This is a genomic window from Henriciella litoralis (assembly GCF_002088935.1).
GTDB classification, from domain to species: Bacteria; Pseudomonadota; Alphaproteobacteria; order Caulobacterales; family Hyphomonadaceae; genus Henriciella; species Henriciella litoralis.
In genome coordinates, this window is record NZ_NCSS01000006.1 from 905,963 (window position 1) to 926,746 (window position 20,784).

The 20,784-nt window shown below is 58.6% G+C and carries 18 protein-coding genes and 1 tRNA gene; 8 read left to right on the forward strand and 11 right to left on the reverse strand.

The features are described from left to right. Positions 1-224 precede the first annotated feature (224 nt). From B8783_RS08045 to B8783_RS08065, 5 genes are all read right to left on the reverse strand, one after another. Positions 225-301 (reverse strand) — tRNA-His (locus tag B8783_RS08045). Positions 302-376: 75 nt separating this feature from the next. Further along, the gene (locus B8783_RS08050; RefSeq protein ID WP_084419665.1) at positions 377-1,888 is read right to left on the reverse strand and encodes a flavin-containing monooxygenase; all 1,512 of its coding nucleotides are present in this window, start codon (positions 1,886-1,888) and stop codon (positions 377-379) included. 40 nt (positions 1,889-1,928) lie between these two features. Beyond that, positions 1,929-3,353 carry an efflux transporter outer membrane subunit gene (locus tag B8783_RS08055; RefSeq protein ID WP_084419666.1) on the reverse strand — a complete coding sequence of 475 codons (1,425 nt, stop codon included), beginning with the start codon at positions 3,351-3,353 and terminating at the stop codon, positions 1,929-1,931. Continuing rightward, positions 3,350-6,490, reverse strand: a complete 3,141-nt coding sequence (locus B8783_RS08060; protein ID WP_084419667.1) for an efflux RND transporter permease subunit — start codon at positions 6,488-6,490, stop codon at positions 3,350-3,352. The genes B8783_RS08055 and B8783_RS08060 overlap by 4 nt, the downstream gene beginning before the upstream one ends. Positions 6,491-6,502: 12 nt before the next feature. Further along, positions 6,503-7,756 (reverse strand): efflux RND transporter periplasmic adaptor subunit, encoded by a 1,254-nt coding sequence (locus B8783_RS08065; RefSeq protein WP_084419668.1) that lies wholly within the window; start codon positions 7,754-7,756, stop codon positions 6,503-6,505. 120 nt (positions 7,757-7,876) lie between these two features. Here B8783_RS08065 and B8783_RS08070 point away from each other — a divergent pair, with 120 nt between their 5' ends. From B8783_RS08070 to B8783_RS08105, 8 genes are all read left to right on the forward strand, one after another. Next, positions 7,877-8,494, forward strand: coding sequence for a TetR/AcrR family transcriptional regulator (locus B8783_RS08070; RefSeq protein WP_084419669.1), 618 nt, complete (start codon positions 7,877-7,879; stop codon positions 8,492-8,494). A gap of 59 nt (positions 8,495-8,553) precedes the next feature. Then, positions 8,554-9,162 carry an exopolysaccharide biosynthesis protein gene (locus tag B8783_RS08075; RefSeq protein WP_084419670.1) on the forward strand — a complete coding sequence of 203 codons (609 nt, stop codon included), beginning with the start codon at positions 8,554-8,556 and terminating at the stop codon, positions 9,160-9,162. Positions 9,163-9,297: 135 nt separating this feature from the next. Further along, a complete protein-coding gene (locus B8783_RS08080) occupies positions 9,298-11,298 on the forward strand; it encodes an outer membrane protein assembly factor BamB family protein (protein WP_169711741.1) in 2,001 nt (666 codons plus the stop codon). Between the two features lie 3 nt (positions 11,299-11,301). Further along, the gene (locus B8783_RS08085) at positions 11,302-11,790 is read left to right on the forward strand and encodes a hypothetical protein (protein WP_084419672.1); all 489 of its coding nucleotides are present in this window, start codon (positions 11,302-11,304) and stop codon (positions 11,788-11,790) included. A gap of 2 nt (positions 11,791-11,792) precedes the next feature. Then, positions 11,793-12,530 (forward strand): HupE/UreJ family protein, encoded by a 738-nt coding sequence (locus B8783_RS08090; RefSeq protein ID WP_407646333.1) that lies wholly within the window; start codon positions 11,793-11,795, stop codon positions 12,528-12,530. Then, a complete protein-coding gene (locus B8783_RS08095) occupies positions 12,527-13,084 on the forward strand; it encodes a hypothetical protein (RefSeq protein WP_084419673.1) in 558 nt (185 codons plus the stop codon). The genes B8783_RS08090 and B8783_RS08095 overlap by 4 nt, the downstream gene beginning before the upstream one ends. Positions 13,085-13,088: 4 nt before the next feature. After that, the gene (locus B8783_RS08100) at positions 13,089-13,658 is read left to right on the forward strand and encodes a DUF6644 family protein (protein ID WP_084419674.1); all 570 of its coding nucleotides are present in this window, start codon (positions 13,089-13,091) and stop codon (positions 13,656-13,658) included. Between the two features lie 5 nt (positions 13,659-13,663). Then, entirely contained in the window at positions 13,664-14,341 is a 678-nt protein-coding gene (locus B8783_RS08105; protein ID WP_084419675.1) for a DUF6644 family protein, read from the forward strand. A 170-nt stretch (positions 14,342-14,511) separates the two neighbouring features. Here B8783_RS08105 and B8783_RS08110 read toward each other — a convergent pair whose 3' ends face one another. The 6 genes from B8783_RS08110 to B8783_RS08135 all read right to left on the reverse strand — a co-directional run bounded on the left by B8783_RS08110 (position 14,512) and on the right by B8783_RS08135 (position 20,699). Then, the gene (locus B8783_RS08110; RefSeq protein ID WP_084419676.1) at positions 14,512-15,000 is read right to left on the reverse strand and encodes a DUF6152 family protein; all 489 of its coding nucleotides are present in this window, start codon (positions 14,998-15,000) and stop codon (positions 14,512-14,514) included. Between the two features lie 69 nt (positions 15,001-15,069). Further along, on the reverse strand, positions 15,070-16,107 hold the full coding sequence (locus B8783_RS08115; RefSeq protein ID WP_233355716.1) for a hypothetical protein: 1,038 nt from the start codon (positions 16,105-16,107) through the stop codon (positions 15,070-15,072). Next, entirely contained in the window at positions 16,104-16,967 is an 864-nt protein-coding gene (locus B8783_RS08120; RefSeq protein WP_084419677.1) for a hypothetical protein, read from the reverse strand. The genes B8783_RS08115 and B8783_RS08120 overlap by 4 nt, the downstream gene beginning before the upstream one ends. Positions 16,968-17,167: 200 nt before the next feature. Then, positions 17,168-17,782, reverse strand: coding sequence for a TetR/AcrR family transcriptional regulator (locus tag B8783_RS08125; RefSeq protein ID WP_084419678.1), 615 nt, complete (start codon positions 17,780-17,782; stop codon positions 17,168-17,170). Between the two features lie 190 nt (positions 17,783-17,972). Beyond that, the gene (locus B8783_RS08130) at positions 17,973-19,454 is read right to left on the reverse strand and encodes a UdgX family uracil-DNA binding protein (RefSeq protein WP_084419679.1); all 1,482 of its coding nucleotides are present in this window, start codon (positions 19,452-19,454) and stop codon (positions 17,973-17,975) included. Between the two features lie 3 nt (positions 19,455-19,457). Beyond that, a complete protein-coding gene (locus tag B8783_RS08135) occupies positions 19,458-20,699 on the reverse strand; it encodes a putative DNA modification/repair radical SAM protein (protein WP_084419680.1) in 1,242 nt (413 codons plus the stop codon). Positions 20,700-20,784 lie beyond the last annotated feature (85 nt).

Here is a 20,784-nt window from a genome sequence, read left to right on the forward strand (position 1 = left end):
GCATGAGCACCATTGCTCACCGACCGCAGAGACTAAACGGACCATTCCGTGTGACTACTCATCTATAGGATAAATGTTCCTTAGACGAGGTGATATAGTTCCAAATCGTTTGAATGTTGCAGTTTTTTCCACTCTGCGCGACGTAAATGCAACAGAGTCAGCCTGGTGCCTTACCAGCATGCAAGAAAAGCCCACATTCGAACACAATTGCGATTCGGTGAGAATGGTACCGCCTCTCCGGCTTGAACGGAGGACCTCTGGTTCCACAAACCAGCGCTCTAACCAACTGAGCTAAGGCGGCACTAGCGACGCACATACGCGCAAGTGCGCGGGCATTCAAGATTGATTTGCCCTTTGGTGCAGTTGTGAGCTGCGCCTACTCTGCCGCTACGCTTTCCGCGACCGGCGGATGCTTCGTATCAAACTTTTTCGATCCATCCTTTCGATAGCGAAGAACACCATCTTCAAGGTTGGCATGCCGCAGAAGAAAAATGTCCTTGAGATAGTTCTGATGAAGCTTCCAGGGCGTTTCAGTGCCCTGTTTAGGCAGCTTGTGAAGCGCCCGCGTGACGTAACCAGAGGAAAAGTCGAGCCAAGGTTCTTCGCCAAGGTCACCATCGGCAATGGGCCGGGCCTCCACCAGGTTTTTCTTGTCCATGTACTGGAGCAGACGGGTCACAAAATTTGAGGTGAGATCGGCCTTCAGCGTCCAGGACGCGTTGGTGTAGCCAAACGTCGAGAACAGATTCGGCACGTTTTCAAACATGATACCGCGATAGCCATAGGTCTCGTTCGCCTTAACCGGCGCACCATCCACGACGACCTCCATGCCGCCCAGAAATTCCAGTTGCAGGCCGGTTGCCGATACGATGATATCGGCTTCAAGCTCTTCACCTGACTTCAGCCGGATACCGCCGGGCGTGAATGTCTCGATATGATCGGTGACGACAGATGCCTTGCCACTCCGGATCGTCTCAAAGAGATCGCTATCCGGGACAAGGCAAAGGCGCTGATCCCACGGATTGTAGGACGGCGTGAAGTGTGTGGCGACGTCATAGTCAGGCCCGAGCTGCTCCTGCGCCATGCCGACGATACGCTCTTTCACCTTTTCGGGGCGTTTGCGGGCCATGTTGAAAAAGAACATCTGAAACAGGACGTTCTTCCAGCGGGTCAGACTATAGGCGACCTTTGACGGGAGAAATTTGCGAGCCTTGGTCGCGAACGCATCTTCGGCCGGGCGTGACACGACATAGGTTGGCGAGCGCTGAAGCATGGTGACGTGATCGGCCGCCTTTGCCATCTCTGGCACGATGGTGACGGCGGTGGCACCGGAGCCAATGACGACCACTTTCTTGCCCGCATAATCAAGGCCTTCCGGCCAGGCTTGCGGGTGTACGATGTCGCCCTCAAAAGTGGATTCTCCAGGAAAGTCAGGCTTGTAGCCGCCTTCATAGGAGTAATAACCGGCGCACATATAAAGGAAGCGGCAGGTTAGCCGATTGACCTCGCCGGTGGTCTTGTCTTCCGCTTCGACGGTCCAGAGGGCCTTGTCGGAATCCCAGCTCGCCCGCTGGACAAGGTGATTGTATCGGATGTTCTGATCGATGCCGTTTTCCGCGGCGGTCTCACGCACATATTTCAGGATGGACGGGCCATCGGCGATGGCCTTGCGCTCTTCCCAGGGTTTGAAAATGTAGCCCAGCGTATGCATGTCGCTGTCAGACCGAATGCCGGGATATCGGAACAGATCCCATGTTCCCCCGATGGCCTCTCGTCCTTCAAGGATCGCATAGGTTTTGCCGGGGCATTTGTCCTGAAGGTGGAAAGCGGCGCCGATCCCGGAGAGACCGGCGCCAACGATGAGTACGTCAAAATCTGTGTTTGCCATGCGCGAAGTGAACCGCGAATTAGCAGACCTGTCCAGAAATCTATGTCGCGTCGCTGACCTGATCGGCCTCGTCCGGCCATGCGCCGAGCGCCCGGTAGAGCCCGATCACATTGAGGTTTCTCGAGAGTTCAGCCTGAATGAGCTGCTGGCGCGCATTGTAATAAAGCTGCTGCGAATCGAGCACGGACAGATAGTCATCAACGCCGACCTGGAACCGTTCAACCGAGAGGTTCAGCGTCACATCCGTATCGTCAACGAGCCGTGTGAGAGCGTCGACACGCTCATCGATCGTCCGGGCAACGGCCAGCGCATCGGCGGTATCGCGGAACGCCAGCTGAATCGCCTGCTCATAACTGGCGACGGCGATGTCACGATTGGCCTGCGACACTTCGAGACTGGCCTGGCGGGCGCCGGCATCGAAAATCGGCAGTGATATGGACGGGCCAAAGCTCCAGCCAGCCGACCCATCAAACAGGCTACCAAGATCAGAGCTGGCATAGCCGACCTGACCGGTAAGCGAGATGACCGGGAAGAAGGCGGCGCGCGCGGCCGCGATGTTCGCATTGGCCGCCATGAGCTGTCGTTCAGCGGCCTGCACATCAGGACGCTTCAACAAGACCAGCGAGGACTGGCCGACCGGAATTGTCTCGGCAAGCGGCGATGGCTCAAGTTCCGCAGCCCCGTAGATGTTGTCCGGCAGGTCAGTGCCGACCACGAGGCGAAGGGCATTCATGTCCTGATCGACACTGGCAGCAAACTGCGCCGCCTGGGCCCGGGCCGTTTCAACACTGGCTGAAGCGCGGCGAACATCAAGTTCTGTCGCGACACCGGCGTCGAAGAGCTCCTGCGTCAGATCAAGCGATTCCGACTGCGTATCGACCGTGTCTTCGGCTAATGCGAGAAGCGCCTTGTCGGCTGCCAACTGCATCCAGAGTTCGCCAACGGTCGCCGCGATAGAGATTTTCGCGGCCCGCTCCCCCTCTTCGGTTGCGAGATAGGACTGAAGGGCCGCTTCGTTGAGGCTGGCCACCCGGCCAAACAGATCAAGCTCATATGCGGTGACGCCCACACTCGCCGAGACCCGCTCTGACCCGGCAAAACCGCCCTGCCCGCTATTGCCTCCACCGAGTGAGCCGCCATCCGTTGCACTGCCATTGGCCGTAACCCTTGGAAGGCGCTGGGCCCGCGAGATGCCGTACTGCGCCCGCGCGAGCTGCACATTGGCCGCGGCGATCCGAAGGTCCCGGTTTTCATCCAGCGCAAGCTCGATGAGGTTCTGAAGATCTTCGGACACGAAGACATTCTGCCAGAGGACGGGGCTGACTTCTGCCCCCGCATCATCGACCACCGGCAGCGCTTCAGGAATAGGCGCCGCTGGACGGTCATATGGTTCGGTTACAGTCATGCAGCCGCTCAATGCCAGCGCCATGACCACGGCGCTTACGCCTGTTCGAATATAGCTCATGCCGCTTTCTCCTCAGCGCTAGCTGATACCAGGCTTTTGCCGCCCGTCAGCTTCCGCACCAGCACATAGAACAATGGTGCGAAGAACAAACCCATGATCACAGAAACAGCAAGGCCGCCAAGAACAGCCGTCCCGATCGCTTGCCGTCCTGCCGCACCAGCACCTGAACTCAGCGCAAGTGGCAAGACGCCAAACCCGAATGCAAAGCTGGTCATCAGGATGGGCCGAAGACGCATACGGACGGCTTCTTCAACCGCTTTCAACGTCTCAATGCCTTGTTTTTCCAGGTTTCGCGCAAACTCAACGATGAGGATCGCGTTCTTGGAGGCAAGACCGACCGTGGTCAGCAGGGCCACCTGGAAGAAGACATCATTGTCGAGTCCGCGAAGGTGGGCAGCAAGCACGGCCCCTGCCACGCCAAGCGGCGCTGTCAGAAGCACCGCAACTGGCACAATCCAGCTTTCATAAAGCGCGGCAAGACACAGGAAGACGAACAGGATGGACAGGATGTAGAGGAGCGTGGCCTGGTTGCCGGCTTCCTTCTCCTGCTTACTGATACCTGTCCATTCCATATCGATGCCGGGTTGTAGCTGATCAACCAGCTCTTCCATCCTGGTCATCGCCACACCGGAGCTGACGCCCGGCGCCGGGGAGCCCTGAATATTGAGGGCAGGAAACCCGTTATAGCGTTGCAGCTGCGGAGACCCGAAAGTCCAGCCTGTGGTAACGAATTCTTCAAGCGGCGCCATCTGGTTCGTCCGGTTGCGAACATACCACTTGCCGAGATCATCAGGCTGCATCCGGTTATCGGCTTCACCCTGCACATAGACGCGTTTGATGCGTCCACGATCAATGAAATCGTTGACATAGGTGCCACCAAAGGCCGTCGACAGCAGGCTCGTGATGCTTGAGGCATCGACGCCGAAAGCCTGCGCTTTCTGGTAGTCGATATCGATGTTGAATTGCGGGCCGTCGGCAAGGCCGTTCGGACGCACACCCACCAGCTCAGATTGCTGACTGGCCATTCCCAGCAGCTGCCCCTGAGCCTGGATCAATGCATCATGCCCGACACCGCCAGCGTCCTGAAGAAACAGGTCAAAGCCGGACGCGTTACCAAGCTCCTGGATCGGCGGAGGCACGATGGCGAAGATCTGGGCGTCGGTGTTCTGGCTGAAATAGCCGGTCGCGGCGCCAGCGATGGCAGAGGCGGAATCGCCCGGACCAGTACGCTCTGACCAGTCATTCAACGCGGCGAAGGCAATACCATTGTTCTGCCCGCGTCCGGCAAAACTGAAGCCGGCCAGGGTGAAAAGGCCATCCATACTGTCTTCATGCTTGTCAAAATAGTAAGCATTAAGTTCATCCAGGACAGTCTCCGTTCGCTCAAGGCTGGAGCCAGGCGGCAGCTGGACAAGCGTGATGACGCGGCCCTGGTCTTCCTGTGGCAGGAAGGACGTTGGCAGGCGCACAAAGCCGAATGCTGTGATGGCAACAATAACGGCAAAAACGCCAACAAATATCCAGCGGCGGCGCAGAATGCGGTCAACGAGGTTGCCATAGGTCTTGCGCAGGCTGTCAAACCCATTGTTGAACCAGACGGCCGGCTTTTCCAGCGGACCCGGTTTCTTGTCGTGCTTCGGCTTTTTCAGAATGGTCGCGCACAGGGCTGGCGAAAGGATGAGCGCGATCACCAGAGAGAGCGCCATCGCCGACACAATGGTCACCGAGAACTGCCGGTAGATGAGACCTGCAGAGCCAGGGAAGAAGGCCATCGGAATGAAAACCGCAGACAGCACAACCACGATGCCGATAAGAGCCCCCGTGATCTGCCCCATGGATTTTCGGGTCGCTTCTACCGGACCAAGCCCGTCTTCTTCCATCACGCGTTCGACGTTCTCGATCACGACAATGGCGTCATCGACGATGAGTCCGATGGCGAGCACCATGGCAAACATGGTGAGCGTGTTGATCGAGAAGCCGAGCGTCAGAAGAACGACCATCACGCCAAGCAGAACAACCGGTACGGCGACCATCGGAATGAAGGAGGCGCGCAGGCTCTGCAGAAAGACGAAAATGACGAGGAAGACGAGAATGACCGCCTCTATCAGCGTCTTCTGGACCTCATGAATCGAGGTCTCGATGAAGGGCGTGGAATCGACCGGGAACGCATAATCGATGCCTTCCGGGAAATTCTTGGCGACACGCGCAACTTCTGCCTTCACCGCCTCTGCCGTGTCGAGCGCGTTTGCCCCCGTTGCAAGAGAGACAGCAAAACCCGAAGCCGGATCCCCGTTGAACTTCGATGAGAACGAGTAAAGTTCGGCACCGAGCTCCACTTCAGCGACATCGCCGAGGCGGACCGAGCCGCCCTGGGATGTCGTGCGCAGAAGCAGATTACGGAACTCTTCCGGCGTACTGAGCAGTGACTGGAGCGTCACCGTTGCATTGATTTCCTGGCCTTTCACAGCCGGCGAACCGCCGAGCGAACCAGCCGAAACCTGGGTGTTCTGGGCGCGAATTGCGTTGATGACATCACCCGGCACAAGGTCAAACTGGGTCAGCTTGTCGGGGTCGAGCCAGATGCGCATCGCATATTGGGACCCGAACAGCTGGACCTGTCCGACGCCGTCAACGCGGCCGATGGTGTCATACAGGTTGCTGCGGATATAGTCGCCAAGATCGGTCTGATCGTAGCTGCCATCTGGCGAATAGAGCGCTGTGATCAGCAAAAAGCCCGTGCTGGCCTTGTTGACCTGCACGCCCTGACGCTGCACCGGTTCTGGCAGAAGCGGCGTCGCGAGCGACAGCTTGTTCTGGACCTGAACCTGAGCGATGTCCGGGTCTGTCCCGGTCTCGAAGGTGAGCGTAATCGAGGCTTCGCCCGATGAACTGGACGAAGACGAGATATAATCGAGCCCGTCGAGGCCCGTCATCTGCTGCTCGATAACCTGCGTCACCGAGTCCTCAACCGCCTTTGCCGAGGCGCCCGGATAGACGGCCGCCACAGAGATCGTCGTCGGCGCGATATCTGGATATTGCGACACCGGCAGTGACCGGAGCGACATCACCCCCGCCAGCATGATGACGATTGCAATCACCCAGGCGAAGACTGGGCGGTCAATAAAGAAATTTGCCATGAGTTCCGCCTACTATTCGGGGGTCGCCGCTGATTGGCCGCCATTCATGGCGGTCATTTCTGCGTCAGTCTTCTGAATGATGGTTACGGGAGCCCCCGGCCTCAAATTCTGGAAGCCGCTGGTGACCAGTCGGTCGCCGGTTTCAAAGCCGTCCGTGACGATCCAGTTTGAGCCATTCGATTCCTGCACGGTCAGCTGACGCACAACAGCGGTGTTGTCCGGGCCAACCACGAAAGCCGTTGCGTCGCCCTGCGGCGTCCGCTGAACAGCGCGCTGTGGAACGACATAGACATTTTCATACGTGCCCGCAGCAAAGTGCGCTTTCATGAACATGCCTGGCAGGATGAGATTATCCGGGTTCGGGAACTGCGCCCGCACGATGACCGTGCCAGCCTCCATGTCCACGCTGACTTCGGAAAACTCAAGCGTGCCGCGCTCAGGATATTCGGTGCCATCCTCAAAATGCAGGGTCACCGGGACCGCTGCGGAGCGACCGGATGTCGGGCCGACTGTGCGGATCTTGTTTTGCGAGACGTCCTGTTTCCATTTCAGCACTTCAGCGCTTGAGGCCGTCATGTCGATATAGATCGGATCGAGTTGCAGAACCCGCGCGAGCGAGGTGGGCTGATTGGCCGTGACCAGCGCGCCCTGTGTGACGTTCGAACGCCCAATCCGGCCCGCAATCGGCGAGCTGACCTTGGTTCGGGCAAGATCAATCCGGGCACGGGAAAGCGCGGCTTTCTGAATGCCGACATCGGCTTCAGCCTGCTTCTGGGCGGCGACGGCTTCGTCATAGGATTGCTGGCTGACCGCGTTGATGTCAGCGAGACGCTCAAAGCGTTTGGCGGTTTCGCCGGCGGTCGCGGCAGCCGCTTCAGCGCGGGCAAGGGCGGCCTGCGCGCTTTGGACGGCAGCGACATATTCGTCAGCATCGATTTGATAAAGCGCCTGCCCTTCGGAGACCAGTTCGCCTTCCGTGAACAGGCGGCTCTCAATCAGGCCGGTGACCTGTGGGCGGATTTCAGCTTCTGCATAGGGCGTTGCGCGGCCTGGCAATTCGCGGACGCTGCCGATCGAGGTTGGCTCCACGGTCACGACTTCAACGCGTGCGGCCTGCATACCTGGGGCCTGCTGCTGTTGCTGCGCGCCGGCGTTGGCAGCCTCATTGCTGCCGCCACAAGCCGATATGCCGAGCAGGCAGATTCCGGAAATCACGGCCGAAACTGTCTGGCGCGAGCCCAGACGGCGGGGAGGATGGACGCTCATTTTTTTGTCCTTCTATGTCCAATGCGCACTTTGCGTCTAGCTGGACACGCTTGCTTTTAGAATGAACATTCTATTTATTGCTGCATTGCACCAAGTCAAGCACCCCGGAGTATATAACCTATGCAAAATGATGACCCGCTGCTGACCGGCGCCCGCAAAAGACGAACAGCGCGGGTAGACCAGGTCCTGAACGCGGCGGCAGATTGTTTTGTGGAATGGGGCTTTCACGGGGCCAGCATGTCGAAGATCGCCAAACGGGCAAAGATGAGTGCCGGCCACATCTATCACTACTTCGAGAACAAGGAGGCGATCATTGCTGCGATTGTCGACCGGGATTCCGAAGAAGCCGCGGCCCGGTTCGAGGAGTTAAAGGCGGTGCCCCGCCAAGAAGTCGTCGCGGAAATGATCGCGCGCGTTGAGGAGATGGTGCACACGAAATCCGATGCGTTTCAGTCTGCGCTGAACCTTGAAATCCTTGCCGAATGCAAGCGCAATCCACAAATCGCGGCGATCGTGCGCAAGCATGACGAGCAGATCCGGGAAATGTTCAACGACATCATCGACGACAAGCTGGGCCTGCCAAATCCCGATGGCCGAGCCGAATTGCTATTGTGCATGTTTGGCGGCCTCGGCATGCGAATGCTTCAGAATCCAAGCCTCGACCCGGCGACGCTGGTTCCGATGTTCCGATACATCATGCAAACCGCCCTCTCCGAAAGCCCTTCGCCAGACGCTTGAACCTTTTTGCGGTTCAGGCGCTGTTGATGTAATGCAATTGGCAAAACGGGGCTTCATGCATGACGGCATCACGGGACGATCCGCTTGAGAATGTACTTGAGCGGGCGATCAAGGAAATCGACGCAGACGAAGTCACTTTTGGAGATGTGCTCGAACTGTTTGGCGACAGATCGTTCGGCCCAATCATCGCCCTGCTCGGCCTCCTGACCGTTATTCCCCCGCTTGGCGCCATACCGGGACTGCCTGTTGTTGTCGGCTTTGTCATCATCCTGTTCAGCGCCCAGATTATCGGCGGCGCGAATCATATCTGGGTCCCGGAATTTATTTCCAAACGGTCCGTCTCCAAGGAAGATCTGAAAAAAGCCGACAAGAAAGCCAAGCCGTGGCTGAAACGAATAGACCGGCTGATCTCAGAGCGCCTCGACTTTCTGACAGGGCGCTGGGCCATCTTTCTCGCGGCCGTGATGGTGACGTTTCTCGCGCTGACGATGATCCCGCTGGAATTCGTACCGTTCGCTGTGGCTGTTCCCGGCAGCGCAATTGTCCTGTTTGGCCTTGCCTTTGTAGCCCGCGACGGCGTGCTGATGCTGTTGGCGTATTCTGTAACGATTGCTGCGATGGCGATGACCATCTTCATGGTACCCTGGGGAAAAATCCTCGGCGGATAGGCGACACAAAATTTCTAGCGCTTCCTCGCATTGGCGATGTTGACTTGTCTGCAGACACTCTCGATAAGTGTAGGCAACTAACATTAAGGCTATAAGCATCTCGATAAGATGCAGGCCGCCCGAGGGAAACACCGCATGAAACTGACTCCGCGACGCGGGCCAAACGCGCCTGCCGACACCATAAGCCGATTTTACACCCATTCCCGACTGCTAATGGCGGGGCTTGTGTCTGCGACATTGCTGGCGGCCTGTTCGCAGTCGGCGGACACTGAGGCATCAGATGCGGACACCGGCTCGGAAATCGCAGCGGCGCCCGAGACATCTGCACCGACAGACGTGGCTGAACACGTGGTTTCAGGCGAACAGCTTTACGCGCAGCGCTGCGCGACCTGCCATGACAATCCGGACGCGACCCGCGCACCAGCCAAGGAGTCGCTGGAGGCCATGAGCCAGTCTCAGATCCTCTTCTCAATGACATCCGGCAAGATGCAGGCGCAGGCCACAGGGCTGAGCCAACCGGAAATGGCCAGTCTCGCGAGCTATCTGTCGCCCGCAGGCGACGAGAACTACACCGTTGCCGAGGAAACGCGCTGCAAAGATACGAGCATCTCGTTCGACCGCGTGGACGTTGGGCGCTGGGGACCAGACTATGAGAACACCCGTTATTTTGGCCCAGAGCGGACATCGCTGACAAAAGACAAGATTGCCTCCCTGGAAGTCGCCTGGAGCTTTGGTCTTCCCGGTACGACAGATGCGCGGGTCTATCCGGTGATCACCGATGATACGGTCTTTGTCGGCGCCGCGTCCGGGCATGCCTTTGCCCTCGATAAAGAGACCGGGTGCATCAAGTGGCACAACAGTCTTGGTGTAAATTTGCGCTCCTCACTCTCGCTCGGCGAGGTGGGTGGTCAGAAAGCGATCCTCTTCCAGGATGGCAACACGATCGTTCACGCGCTTGATGCCCTGAATGGAGAGGTCATCTGGACCAAAAAAGCCGCCGTCATGCCCCAGAATATGGGCACCGGAAGCCCGATCCAGACCGGCGACCAGATCATCGTGCCGCTGTCGGCGATCGATGTCGCCGCCGCTGGCGACCCGAATTATGAGTGCTGCAAGGGCCACGGCGCGATTACCTCGCTCGATGCCAATACGGGCGAGCGCTTGTGGGACGCGCACATGACCGAAAATGCCGAGCCGACGACCATCTCGTCCGCCGGCACACAGCTCTACGGCCCAGCAGGCGCGCCCATCTGGACAACGCCAACCATCGATACCGAGAAGAACCGTATCTATTTCGGCACGGGCGAAAATACGTCCGCCCCGGCGACCGACACCAGTGATGCGATCATCGCCCTCGACCTGACGACCGGCGAACGCCTCTGGGTCTACCAGGCCACTGAACAGGACATGTTCAACATGGCCTGCAGCGGCTTTGGCAAGGACGGCCCGAATTGCCCGACACCCAAAGGACCAGACCTTGATTTTGGCGGCGCGGTCTCGCTGGCCCAGCTTGCCGATGGCACCGATGTTATCGTGGCCGGGCAAAAAGCTGGTGTCGTGCATGTCGTGAACGCCGACACAGGCGAACTGATCTGGAAGACGAAAATCTCCGTCGGCTCAGCGCTCGGTGGTGTCCACTGGGGCCTCGGCGTGGCCAACGGAATGGTGTTCGCGCCTTCTTCTGATCCGCCCTTCCCGCGCCCCGGTTATTCGCCAAAGGCAGGCCTTTACGCGCTCGATCTTGAGACAGGAGACCTTGCCTGGAGCCGGGCGGCCGAACGGGGCTGCGAGACCGACATGGCCGCGATGCGCAGTCAGGAAAACAAGTGGCCTGATTGCAGCTTCTTCTACGGCTACTCGGCTGCGCCTGCGATCACAGACGATGTCGTCTTCATCGGTGCGCTGGACGGCAAGGTCATGGCCTTCGACACGGAGACCGGTGAGACCGTCTGGACCTACAATACGGTCCGCGAATTCAACGACACAACCAATGGCGTTTCTGCCCATGGCGGCGCGATCGACAATGCCGGTCCTGCCATTTCGGGCGACATGCTGTTTGTCCAGTCGGGGTACGCGGCCTTCAACCAGATGCCGGGCAACGCATTCATCGCATTTCGCCCTTCCGAAGGAGAATAGTCCATGAACCAGATATTACGCTCAGGCCTTATCGGACTGGCTGCGACGGCTCTTTTGACCGTTGGGGCTTGTTCGGGGTCATCTGAAGCCAAAGGCGACGAAGAACCTCAATTCGTTGAAGACATGCACGACTTCATGAATGAGGAAGTCGACACCCTGGCCGATGAGATCTGGGAAAGACAGGGCTGGGTGCTGACCGCAAAAGGTGAGACCAAGCTCTTCCCGACCGATGATGCCGGCTGGCAGGCCGTCGTCGATGCCGCTGACGAGATGATGGCCGTCTCAGAAGAGCTCGCCAGCGAGAAATATAGCCTCGGCGAAGCTGACTGGGTGACCTATTCCGAAGGGCTCGGCGTCGCGGCGCAGCAGGTCAAGGACGCGGCCCTGGTGCGCGATGAGCAAGCCGTGTTCGACGCTGGCGGCCTGATGTACCAGGTGTGCCTCTCCTGCCATGAACGATTCCGCACCTATGGCGGCTACGAGGCGGAGTAGTGATTGCGGGTGCCGGACATATTGGCCCGCCCGTTCAGGCGCGCTCCCATGTCTGGCTCACGCTCTCTGCCTGCTTGCTGCTGGCTTTGGCCGCAGCCTTCCCTGCGATCGCGCATGATGTTTCGCAATCAAACGCAAAATATGTCGAGGGCATAAGCGGGCCGGCGCCCATCCCTTTCCTCTACCTTGGCGCCAAGCATATGGTGACCGGTCTCGATCACGTCTTCTTCCTGATCGGCGTGGTGTTCTTCCTGCGCCGGTTCGGCGACATCGTTGCCTATGTTTCCCTGTTCACGCTCGGCCACAGCTTGACGCTGATCCTGGGCGTCCTCGCCAATGTTTCGGTCAACGTCTACCTGGTGGACGCGCTGATCGGGCTATCTGTCGTCTACAAGGCGTTTGAGAATATTGGCGGCTTCCAGCGCAGTTTCGGCCGCAGCTTCGATATGCGCGCCGCCGTCTTCGGCTTTGGCCTGATCCACGGCCTTGGGTTGGCGACCAAGCTTCAGGCGCTTTCGCTGTCTGATGACGGGCTGATCGTCAATCTGCTGGCGTTCAATGTCGGCGTGGAAATCGGGCAGGTGCTCGTGCTGGTTTGTGTGGTCTGGCTCCTGAATATCTGGCGCCAGTCCCCGCGCTTCGAAACGCATGCCTGGTACGCCAATCTCGCGCTGATGACCGGCGGATTTGTCCTCATGGGACAGCATCTCGCCGGCTATTTCCTTGAGGGGCGCGTATGAGCAAGACCGAGTCCCCCCTGCCCCAGCGGCCTGTTCTCCTGCCGGTGATCGGCAGCCTTGGCGTGGCCCTCATCCTTCTGGTCTTCTGGGTTTTGCCCGCCGAATTTGGCGTCGATCCGACAGGGTTTGGACGCGCGACGGGGCTGACAGGCCTTGCCGGAGAAGAGAGCGGCGCGCTCGAAACGACGCAAACGCCTCCTGCTTCGGTGAAACAGACTTTTGAGCTGCTGGGCTTTGAAACAATGGAGTTCAAGCTGGGCATGAAAGAGCATGATGGCCTGGTGTTCAGCTGGACGGCGACTGCTCCGCTACACTTCGACATGCATGCCGAACCTGAAGGCGCAGAAGACGGCTTTGCGGAGAGTTTCGCAGCCGGTGACGATGATCGCCAGCAAGGCACTTACCAGGCTGAATTTGACGGTGAGCATGGCTGGTACTGGGCCAACAAGTCCGCCGAGCCGATAACGATCGAGCTCTCTGCCAACGGCTTTTTCGAATTCACCGCGCTTTACCGCGACGGAAACGTACAACGCGTATCAACCCCGAGGGAGTAAGAAAATGAGGGACTTCTTTGTCTGGATGAGTGAGACACCGTGGAGCATTGCGCTTCGCGAGTCTTTCTACGTCTGGCCGATGCTCGAAGCGAGCCACGTCATGTCTTTGATGCTGTTTGTCGGCACGATCGTCATGGTGGATGTTCGCCTGCTTGGGCTGGGCTTCAAGTCAGTCGCCGTATCAGAATTTGATAAGCGCATCCTGCCCCTGACCGTCATCGGCTTCCTGCTGTTGCTGGTTACGGGCCTGCTGCTGTTCTACGCCAAGCCGCTGGACTACTATCACAGCCTGTTTTTCCGGCTGAAAATGCTGATCATACTGGTGGCATTCATCAACATTGCCATCTTCCACTTCCGCGTGCAGCGCGATCAGGACAAATGGGACCTGGAGGACAAGCCGCCCGCCAGCGCGCGGATTTCCGCTGTTATATCGCTCTCCTCCTGGGTCTTTGTCGTCATTGTTGGGCGGATGATCGCCTATGACTTCTATAATTGTCCCAAGCTTGAGCCCGGCGGCCTGCTGAGCACGCTGGCGGACTGCCCGGTTATCGAAACCGCAGAGAGAACGGAGTAAGCATCATGGCCACCTGTTATTATGAAGGCGAGCCGTACGACTGCTCTTTCACGGACAAGTTTTTCTACCCGATAGCCGAAAGCATCGATCAGTCCTCGCTAGCGGTCGCGATCAAGAATTCGGTTGCCATCGTGCCGTGGGCCGGCAGCTTCCATTTGCTGGCGCTCGCGGTTCTTGGCGGTGCCATCATCTTCTCGGATCTGCGTGTGCTCGGCATCGGGCTTCACAGCCAGTCGCCGCAGCGCCTCAACCGGATGATGCGCCCCGTCATCATTCTGTCGGTGATCGCGCTGATCATCAGCGGGTCACTGCTGGCGCTGGGCGAAATCATGAAGCTGTTCTACAGCCCGCCTTATTGGGTGAAGATGGCGTCCATGGTGAGCGCCCTGCTTTTCACGTTCGGCGCGCGCGATTCCGTCCTTCGGCACAATGGCGTCCTCAAACCCCTTGCCATGATATTCGGCGCGTTGGCGCTGATACTCTGGCTCTGGGTGTTCATTGGACTGTCCAGCCTGCTCGCAAGAGTGGTTTTCCTGATGATGATGGCCGCGCTGGCTGGCCTCGTCTGGTGGTCAGGCCGCAAGCCCGATGCGATGCCGCTGATGGCGCGCTGTGCGTCCGCGATCACGATCGCCCTCTGGATGACGACAGCCGTTTCAGGTCGCTGGATCGCCTTCTGGTAGGGATACGAATGGTGAAGGCTGGTTGCGAGATGACATCGCGGCCAGCCTCACGTCCAAAAGGTTTAACCGCAAAGAAGAAGGCCGCCCCCGACAATCGGGAGCGGCCTTTTTTTCTATTCGCCGGGAATGCGGCCGGCTCCTAAAGGCTCAAGCCATATTCCTGATCCTGACTAGTTGGGTTCAACGTCAGGCAGCTCGGTCTTTGGACCGCGACGCTCGCGCGGGTCGGTGCCGTCATTCGGGGCGCCGGTGCCGCTGGAGCCCATGAAGACTTTCTCGCCGTTCGATAGGGTGATGTCACGGCCATTAGCCTTACAGGCAGGGGCACAGAGGCGGTCCTTGGACTGATAGCCACGCACGATGATCGGCGTGCCGACCTGCAGCGACTTCTTGTTGAGGCCATTGCGCAGCAATGTGTTTGGCGTGCCGCCCTCAACCATCCAGGCCGTGGTCTCGTCACTGCCTTCTTCCTCAGCTGCGAGGTGGATCCAGGTATGTGGGTTGACCCACTCGACCTTTGTCACTTCGCCGCGCAGCAGGACAGGTGCCTCTGCGTCGAACTCAGCTGAGAATGCGTGGTGGGCACTTGCAGCGCCAACCACAGCGAGCGCGCCAGCGGTTACACCGGCCAACGCATAGAGCTTACTCTTCTTGTTCATGTTTACTGTCTCCCAGTGTCGGTGTTGGATATGGCGGAACGGTTTGCCGCTCCGCCGATACGTCCTTGCTTACTTTGAACCGCCGGCTGTTGCCGCTTCTTTTTCTTCCCGGCGTGCGCCGGCGAGGATGCCTGGCAGCGAGTAGTTCGCTTCATGACAGGCATACTCATATATCGGTCCTTCGGCCTGTCTGAGGATCATTTCCCCTTTCCAGACCTGCGTGAAGACTTCCGGGTCTTCGACCCAGAACTCGTAGAAAATCTCTTCTGGCGAGATACGCGTGAAGTGCTCTGTCACCTTTGCGTCCGGTGACATGTAGAGCCGGTGGCGCGTGGCCGCCCGAAGCGAGATATCAGGCTCGAAATTGGTCGTCTCGACCACGAGTGTATCACCATCCCATGATCCAACCGAATCGCCGAGCCACTGGTCCATCACTTCAGGACGGTGCTCCTCATCGATACGGATCATCCGGGTCTGGTGGTTCATCTCCACCAGAATGGCGACTTTGTCCGGCGCCTGAACGATCTGATAGTTGTTATTGTAGAGAACGTTCAGCATTGGCGGACCACCTGTCGAGCCGAAGCCGACGGTACACCGCTCTGCGGCTGCACGAACTTCCGGATTGTCGTAGTCCTCGCGCTGTTCGTTCAGACGGTCTTCGGCCATTTTCCGGCCTGCTTCGGTATAGGGCAGCTTGCCGTCGGCAGGCTCCACAATCCAGGTCGAGCGATACTCGCCGCGCACTTTTGCAAGCGCCGAACCGAAGTCCATCCAGAAGCGGTTATACCCGCCAACTTCCGCGCCGCCGGCTTCATAGGCAGGCGCATCCGGGTCTGTCGGGGCGTTGTCCGCCTCGGCAGATGCTTCGATCAAACCCGCCATCATCATGGCCTGCTTTTCAGGCACGATGATTGGCAGATTGTCCGGCTTTTCGAGCGTGGTCAGCGAGGCATTTGTCCAATAGCCCTGCATGTCCGGCGTGCCATCAGGCATGCGCGGCGGCTCATAGTCGGTTTGCGGCGGCTCAGCCATCATGGCAGGCGCGGCGACCGCGACAGCGAGAGCTGTCGCCGATGCTGTGAGAAGTGATTTCAGGGCCAGTTTCATTGCAGAGGCTCCTTGCGCAGGTGCCCGAAGAGTTTCTCTTCAACAAAGGGCACACAGTTGAAATCTTCGATGCGGGCATCCGCACCTTTGAGACGGTAAAGGGTCATTTCGAGCGTGAATGGCTCCGAGTAGGTATCGGGGTCATCGACGGTCGCCGTATAGGCGATGTGATCGGGGCCGGTTGGCGTGTAACGCTCAGTGACCTTGGCAGCGGCGGAGTAATGGTTACCCGCGCGGTCGAGCCAGGACGATCCATTCTGGCCGGTGACTTCGATCACGAATGTGTCGCCGTCCCAATAGCCATAGGACTGGCCCATCCAGCTATCGACAGGCGCCTCGCCCGGATCTTCAAGGAAGATGTTGCGCACCGTGTTCGCATATTCGTAGACGATCAGCATCTGGCTATCGTTCTGAATAATCTCGAACGGATGCGGCAGATAAGTCGCGCGTGGAACGCCCGGCAGGTAGCACTTCACTTCAGGGTCATTGTTGACCCAGTCGGCGATGTTCTCTGCAACTTTTTCTTCTCCGCCCGGCAGATAGGGAAGCGTCTGACGTCCCTCGATCACGCTTGGTCCAGGAGGAATAGCGCCGATCGCACCTATGGCAACGACATCAGCAGCCGGCACGGGAGCCACAGGCCCTTCACGCATCTGGTACGCTGCCTTGGCGTCATGCGCCTCGACATTGTCATTCGCGGTGTTCAAGACCTGCCAGACCCCTGAAAGGTTCCGGCTCACCATCGGCGTCTGTTTCGCCTCTGGTGCTTGCGCTTCAGCCGTGTTTGCCAATGAACCATTGGCGGCGACACACGCTGTCAAAAAGCTGACCGACGCCGCGGCCAGCAGAAAATTCCGCATTCTGTATCCTCCCATAATGCCCGCTTCCGGGCCATGCAGCTTGATCGCTGGTTCTGCGCCATTCCTTACAGGACCGGCGACTCCCAGCTTGTTCAACACTTTGTGATACCTGACTACACAAAAGTCAATTCGCGCAGCAGACGAATAGAGCCTCAGCGGGCTCTTTTTCTGCGTCGGCAGAGGTCGACTTCTGGAAAGGCCTATTGCTGGCGGGGCTTAATCAGATGCCCGAACATGGCTTCGACTTCATCGATGACCGCCGTGGCTTCGCTCACCAGGTCGGTATGATCGACCTCAAACCGCCTCAGCGTGTAGCTTGAGCCGGCAATCAACATGCCCGCCACAAGCCGTGGTTTGCTGACGCCGGCAGGCGACATGTCGAAATCCTTGGCGAGGGAAATGCACAGCAAATCCTCATAGCGCGCGCGAATTTCCGACAATTGACCGAGAATCAGAGGGTTTGCGTGGCGCACAGAAATGTACTTCCGGTACTTCTCCCCACCGTCGGAGGTGAGGTAAATGTAGGTCCGGGTCAGCCAGTTGCGCCAGAAGTCGAATGTGTTGGCAGTGCGTGACGGATCGTTGATCCGGTCATGGAACATCTGGAACCAGCGATTATCACCGGCGCTCGCTAGTTCCTGCTTGCTGGCGAAGTGTCGATAGAGGGTCTGAACGTGTACGCCCGCGGCTTCGGCGATCTCTTCGAGCGTCGTATTGTCGTAGCCCTTGCGATAAAACATATCCTGAGCGGCCCGAGCAATCTTCTTGTTCGTTTGCTCTTTGCGCTTGGTCCGCAATGGATACTTTGTCGCCATAAGTCATCTCCTTGCAGAACCCTCGGAGGTTTTGCTGTGCGCGTCAACTTTCGCCTCTTATATGGTTTGAAACCCGGATCAGAAAAAGGCGGTCGTCGTGGTCCAGTCAATATGTCGCTAGATCAAAAGAAATCACAATAAAACTTTTCTGAACTCAAGTGAAGATTCCGCAATTTCACTCAAATACAGCCTATTTGCTGCGCTCGGCGCGCAATCTGGCGACTGAATGCTGAGCGACATCCAGCAGCGAGCGGGCGCGAGCAAGGTCCGTGACGAATTTCTCATATTCGGCCGCCGCGCGCGCCCTGTCGGGCAAACGCAACAGGTATGACGGGTGTATCGTAGCGATCAGGCGCGCGCCCGTGCCAAGGTCGCTGAACGCTCCGCGATGATCTTTCAGGGCTGCTGCCTTACCGAAAACACCCCTGAGCGCGCTCGCGCCGAGCGTGACGATAATATCCGGTTTCACAAGCGAGCGCTCAAGGTCAAGCCAGAAACGGCATGTATCGATCTCTCCGGCATTCGGCTTCTGGTGCATGCGCCGCTTGCCGCGCGGGGTAAATTTGAAATGTTTGACAGCGTTCGTGACATAGGCCTTACGGCGATCGAGACCGGCCGCCTCGAATGCCTTATCGAGAAGCTGGCCTGCAGGCCCAACGAAAGGCTTGCCGGCGATATCCTCCATGTCGCCCGGCTGCTCTCCAATGATCATCAGGCGCGCATCAGACGGCCCCTCGCCAAAGACGGTCTGGCTGGCGCAGGCATGCAAGGCGCAGCGCTGACATTGGGACGCCGCTTCGCGCGCCCCTTCCAGCGTCGACAGGTCTTCCTCCGGCGCGTCGGCAAAGAAATTGCCCATCCGCGACGTTCGGATGTTCGACGGGGTCGACGGCTCTGCCAGCAATTTGCCTTCGCGTTCACCTGCCTGGCGGATAAGGCCCGGGATCAACTCGGCTTCAGGCAAATTCTTCCAGTATTTGGCCGGCATCTCCGACATCATGGCGCCGACCTTCAGGCGCGCCGGATTGAAGATGGAGGCGTAGTAGGTCTTCCACTGGTCTTCGATCGCGTCTTCACCCGGCAGCTGCGAGCGGTCTGCGCCCGGCGCAAAGGTCAGCGATTTTCCATCCCAGCTGGCGCAGGCATCCGGGGTCAGGATCGTCCAGTCCATGCCGGTGAAGCGCTGCACAAAGAAAGGCGCGACATGCCGGACGATACGGTGATCCGGCTCAAACCAGCTCATGAACACGTCGCGGCCGTCGCGCTCTGCGACTTTGCGAAAGCGCACAAAGGCGCGCATCTTGTGCGCGTCGCGGCGGATCTGGGCGTCGGCGGCTTTCAGCCACCCGGCCGCTTCATTCAACGGATCGCTGAGCGCGCTGGCGTTGGCCTGCAAATCGATCAGCAATTGGTATAGCCACGCGAAGCGCTGCGGGTCGCGGTGGCAAATGGCGCGTTCGGCCATCTGCATGAACGCCTTCGGCACTTTGACGACACGCGCCTCCGCCGCTCTGGATGGAAGGGCGGGCGAGTCCTCGGCGAAGAGGTCGGCTTTCTCCTCGCCCACTTGCCAGATGATGTCCGCGGGCGGAATTCGAAGACTGGCAAACCGGCGCGCTTGTGTCCGCCAGCCCTCAAAATCGACGGGAGATGCGAGGCTCGCCCGATACATCGGTCAGAGCAATTCCAGCTGAACCGGTTTCGGCAGGAAGCGGCTGCGCAAATCGGTAATGTCGAGCGTGCGGGCCGGGTGCCAGTCAATGGTCTGGATAAAGTCACGGCTGGCCTTCAGGGACCGGACGATCTTGCCGACATGCTCAAGTCTTAGATGCGTGTGCCGACGCGCGGTGAGAATGCGGTTGACCGTCTTGGTGCCGAAACCGGGCACTCTGAGAAGGTCTTCCCGGCTCGCGCGGTTTACATCAACCGGAAAGCGCTCACGCCGCTCAAGTGCCCAGGCGAGCTTAGGGTCGATTTCGAGGTCCAGCATGCCGTCGCGCCGTGCCTCGAAAATCTCTTCCTGCTCGAAGCCATAAAACCGCATCAGCCAGTCAGCCTGATAGAGCCGGTGTTCGCGCATCAGCGGCGGGCGAATAATTGGCAGGTCGGCTGAACTATCCTGAATGGGGCTGAAGGCCGAGTAGTAGACGCGGCGAAGCTTGTACCCGGTATAGAGCGTCGCACTCGTCGAGATGATGTCACGATCCGACGACGCATCGGCGCCGACAATCATCTGGGTCGATTGCCCGCCGGGCGCGAACTTCTTCGGCCGGGCTTTTGCCCTCTCCTTGATATCCGTGCGCCGATCATCAATGCCCTTCCGGACACTGGCCATGGCGGTGCGGATAACGGCACCCGACTTTTCCGGCGCGTAGGCTTTAAGGGATGTCTCTTTTGGAAGCTCGATATTGATCGACAATCGGTCGGCATGAAGCCCGGCCTGCTCAATCAGGGCCGGATCTGCTTCCGGGATGGATTTCAGATGGATATAGCCGCCGAAATGATGGTCTTCGCGCAGTTTGCGGGCCACTTCGACCATCTGCTCCATCGTATAATTGCTGGACCGGATGATGCCTGAGGAGAGGAACAGGCCTTCGATGTAATTGCGCTTGTAGAAATCGAGCGTCAGCTGAACGATCTCATCGACAGAGAAGCGCGCCCGCTCGACATTGCTCGAGACGCGATTGACGCAATAGCGGCAGTCATAAATGCAGAAATTGGTCATCAGGATCTTGAGGAGCGAAATGCATCGCCCATCCGGCGCATAGGCGTGGCAGATACCTGTGCCGCCCGTCGAGCCAACGCCGCCGGTCTTCATCGAATTTCGTTTGACTGAACCAGACGACGCGCAAGACGCATCATATTTTGCCGCGTCGGCAAGGATTGCCAGTCGATCGATCAGGGACTTCTTCGCCATGATAGGAACATATCGGGAACACTGTGCGGCGCAAGCCCAACCTACAGCCGTGAATTAGAACCGGTTTTTTCCAACACAACCAAGG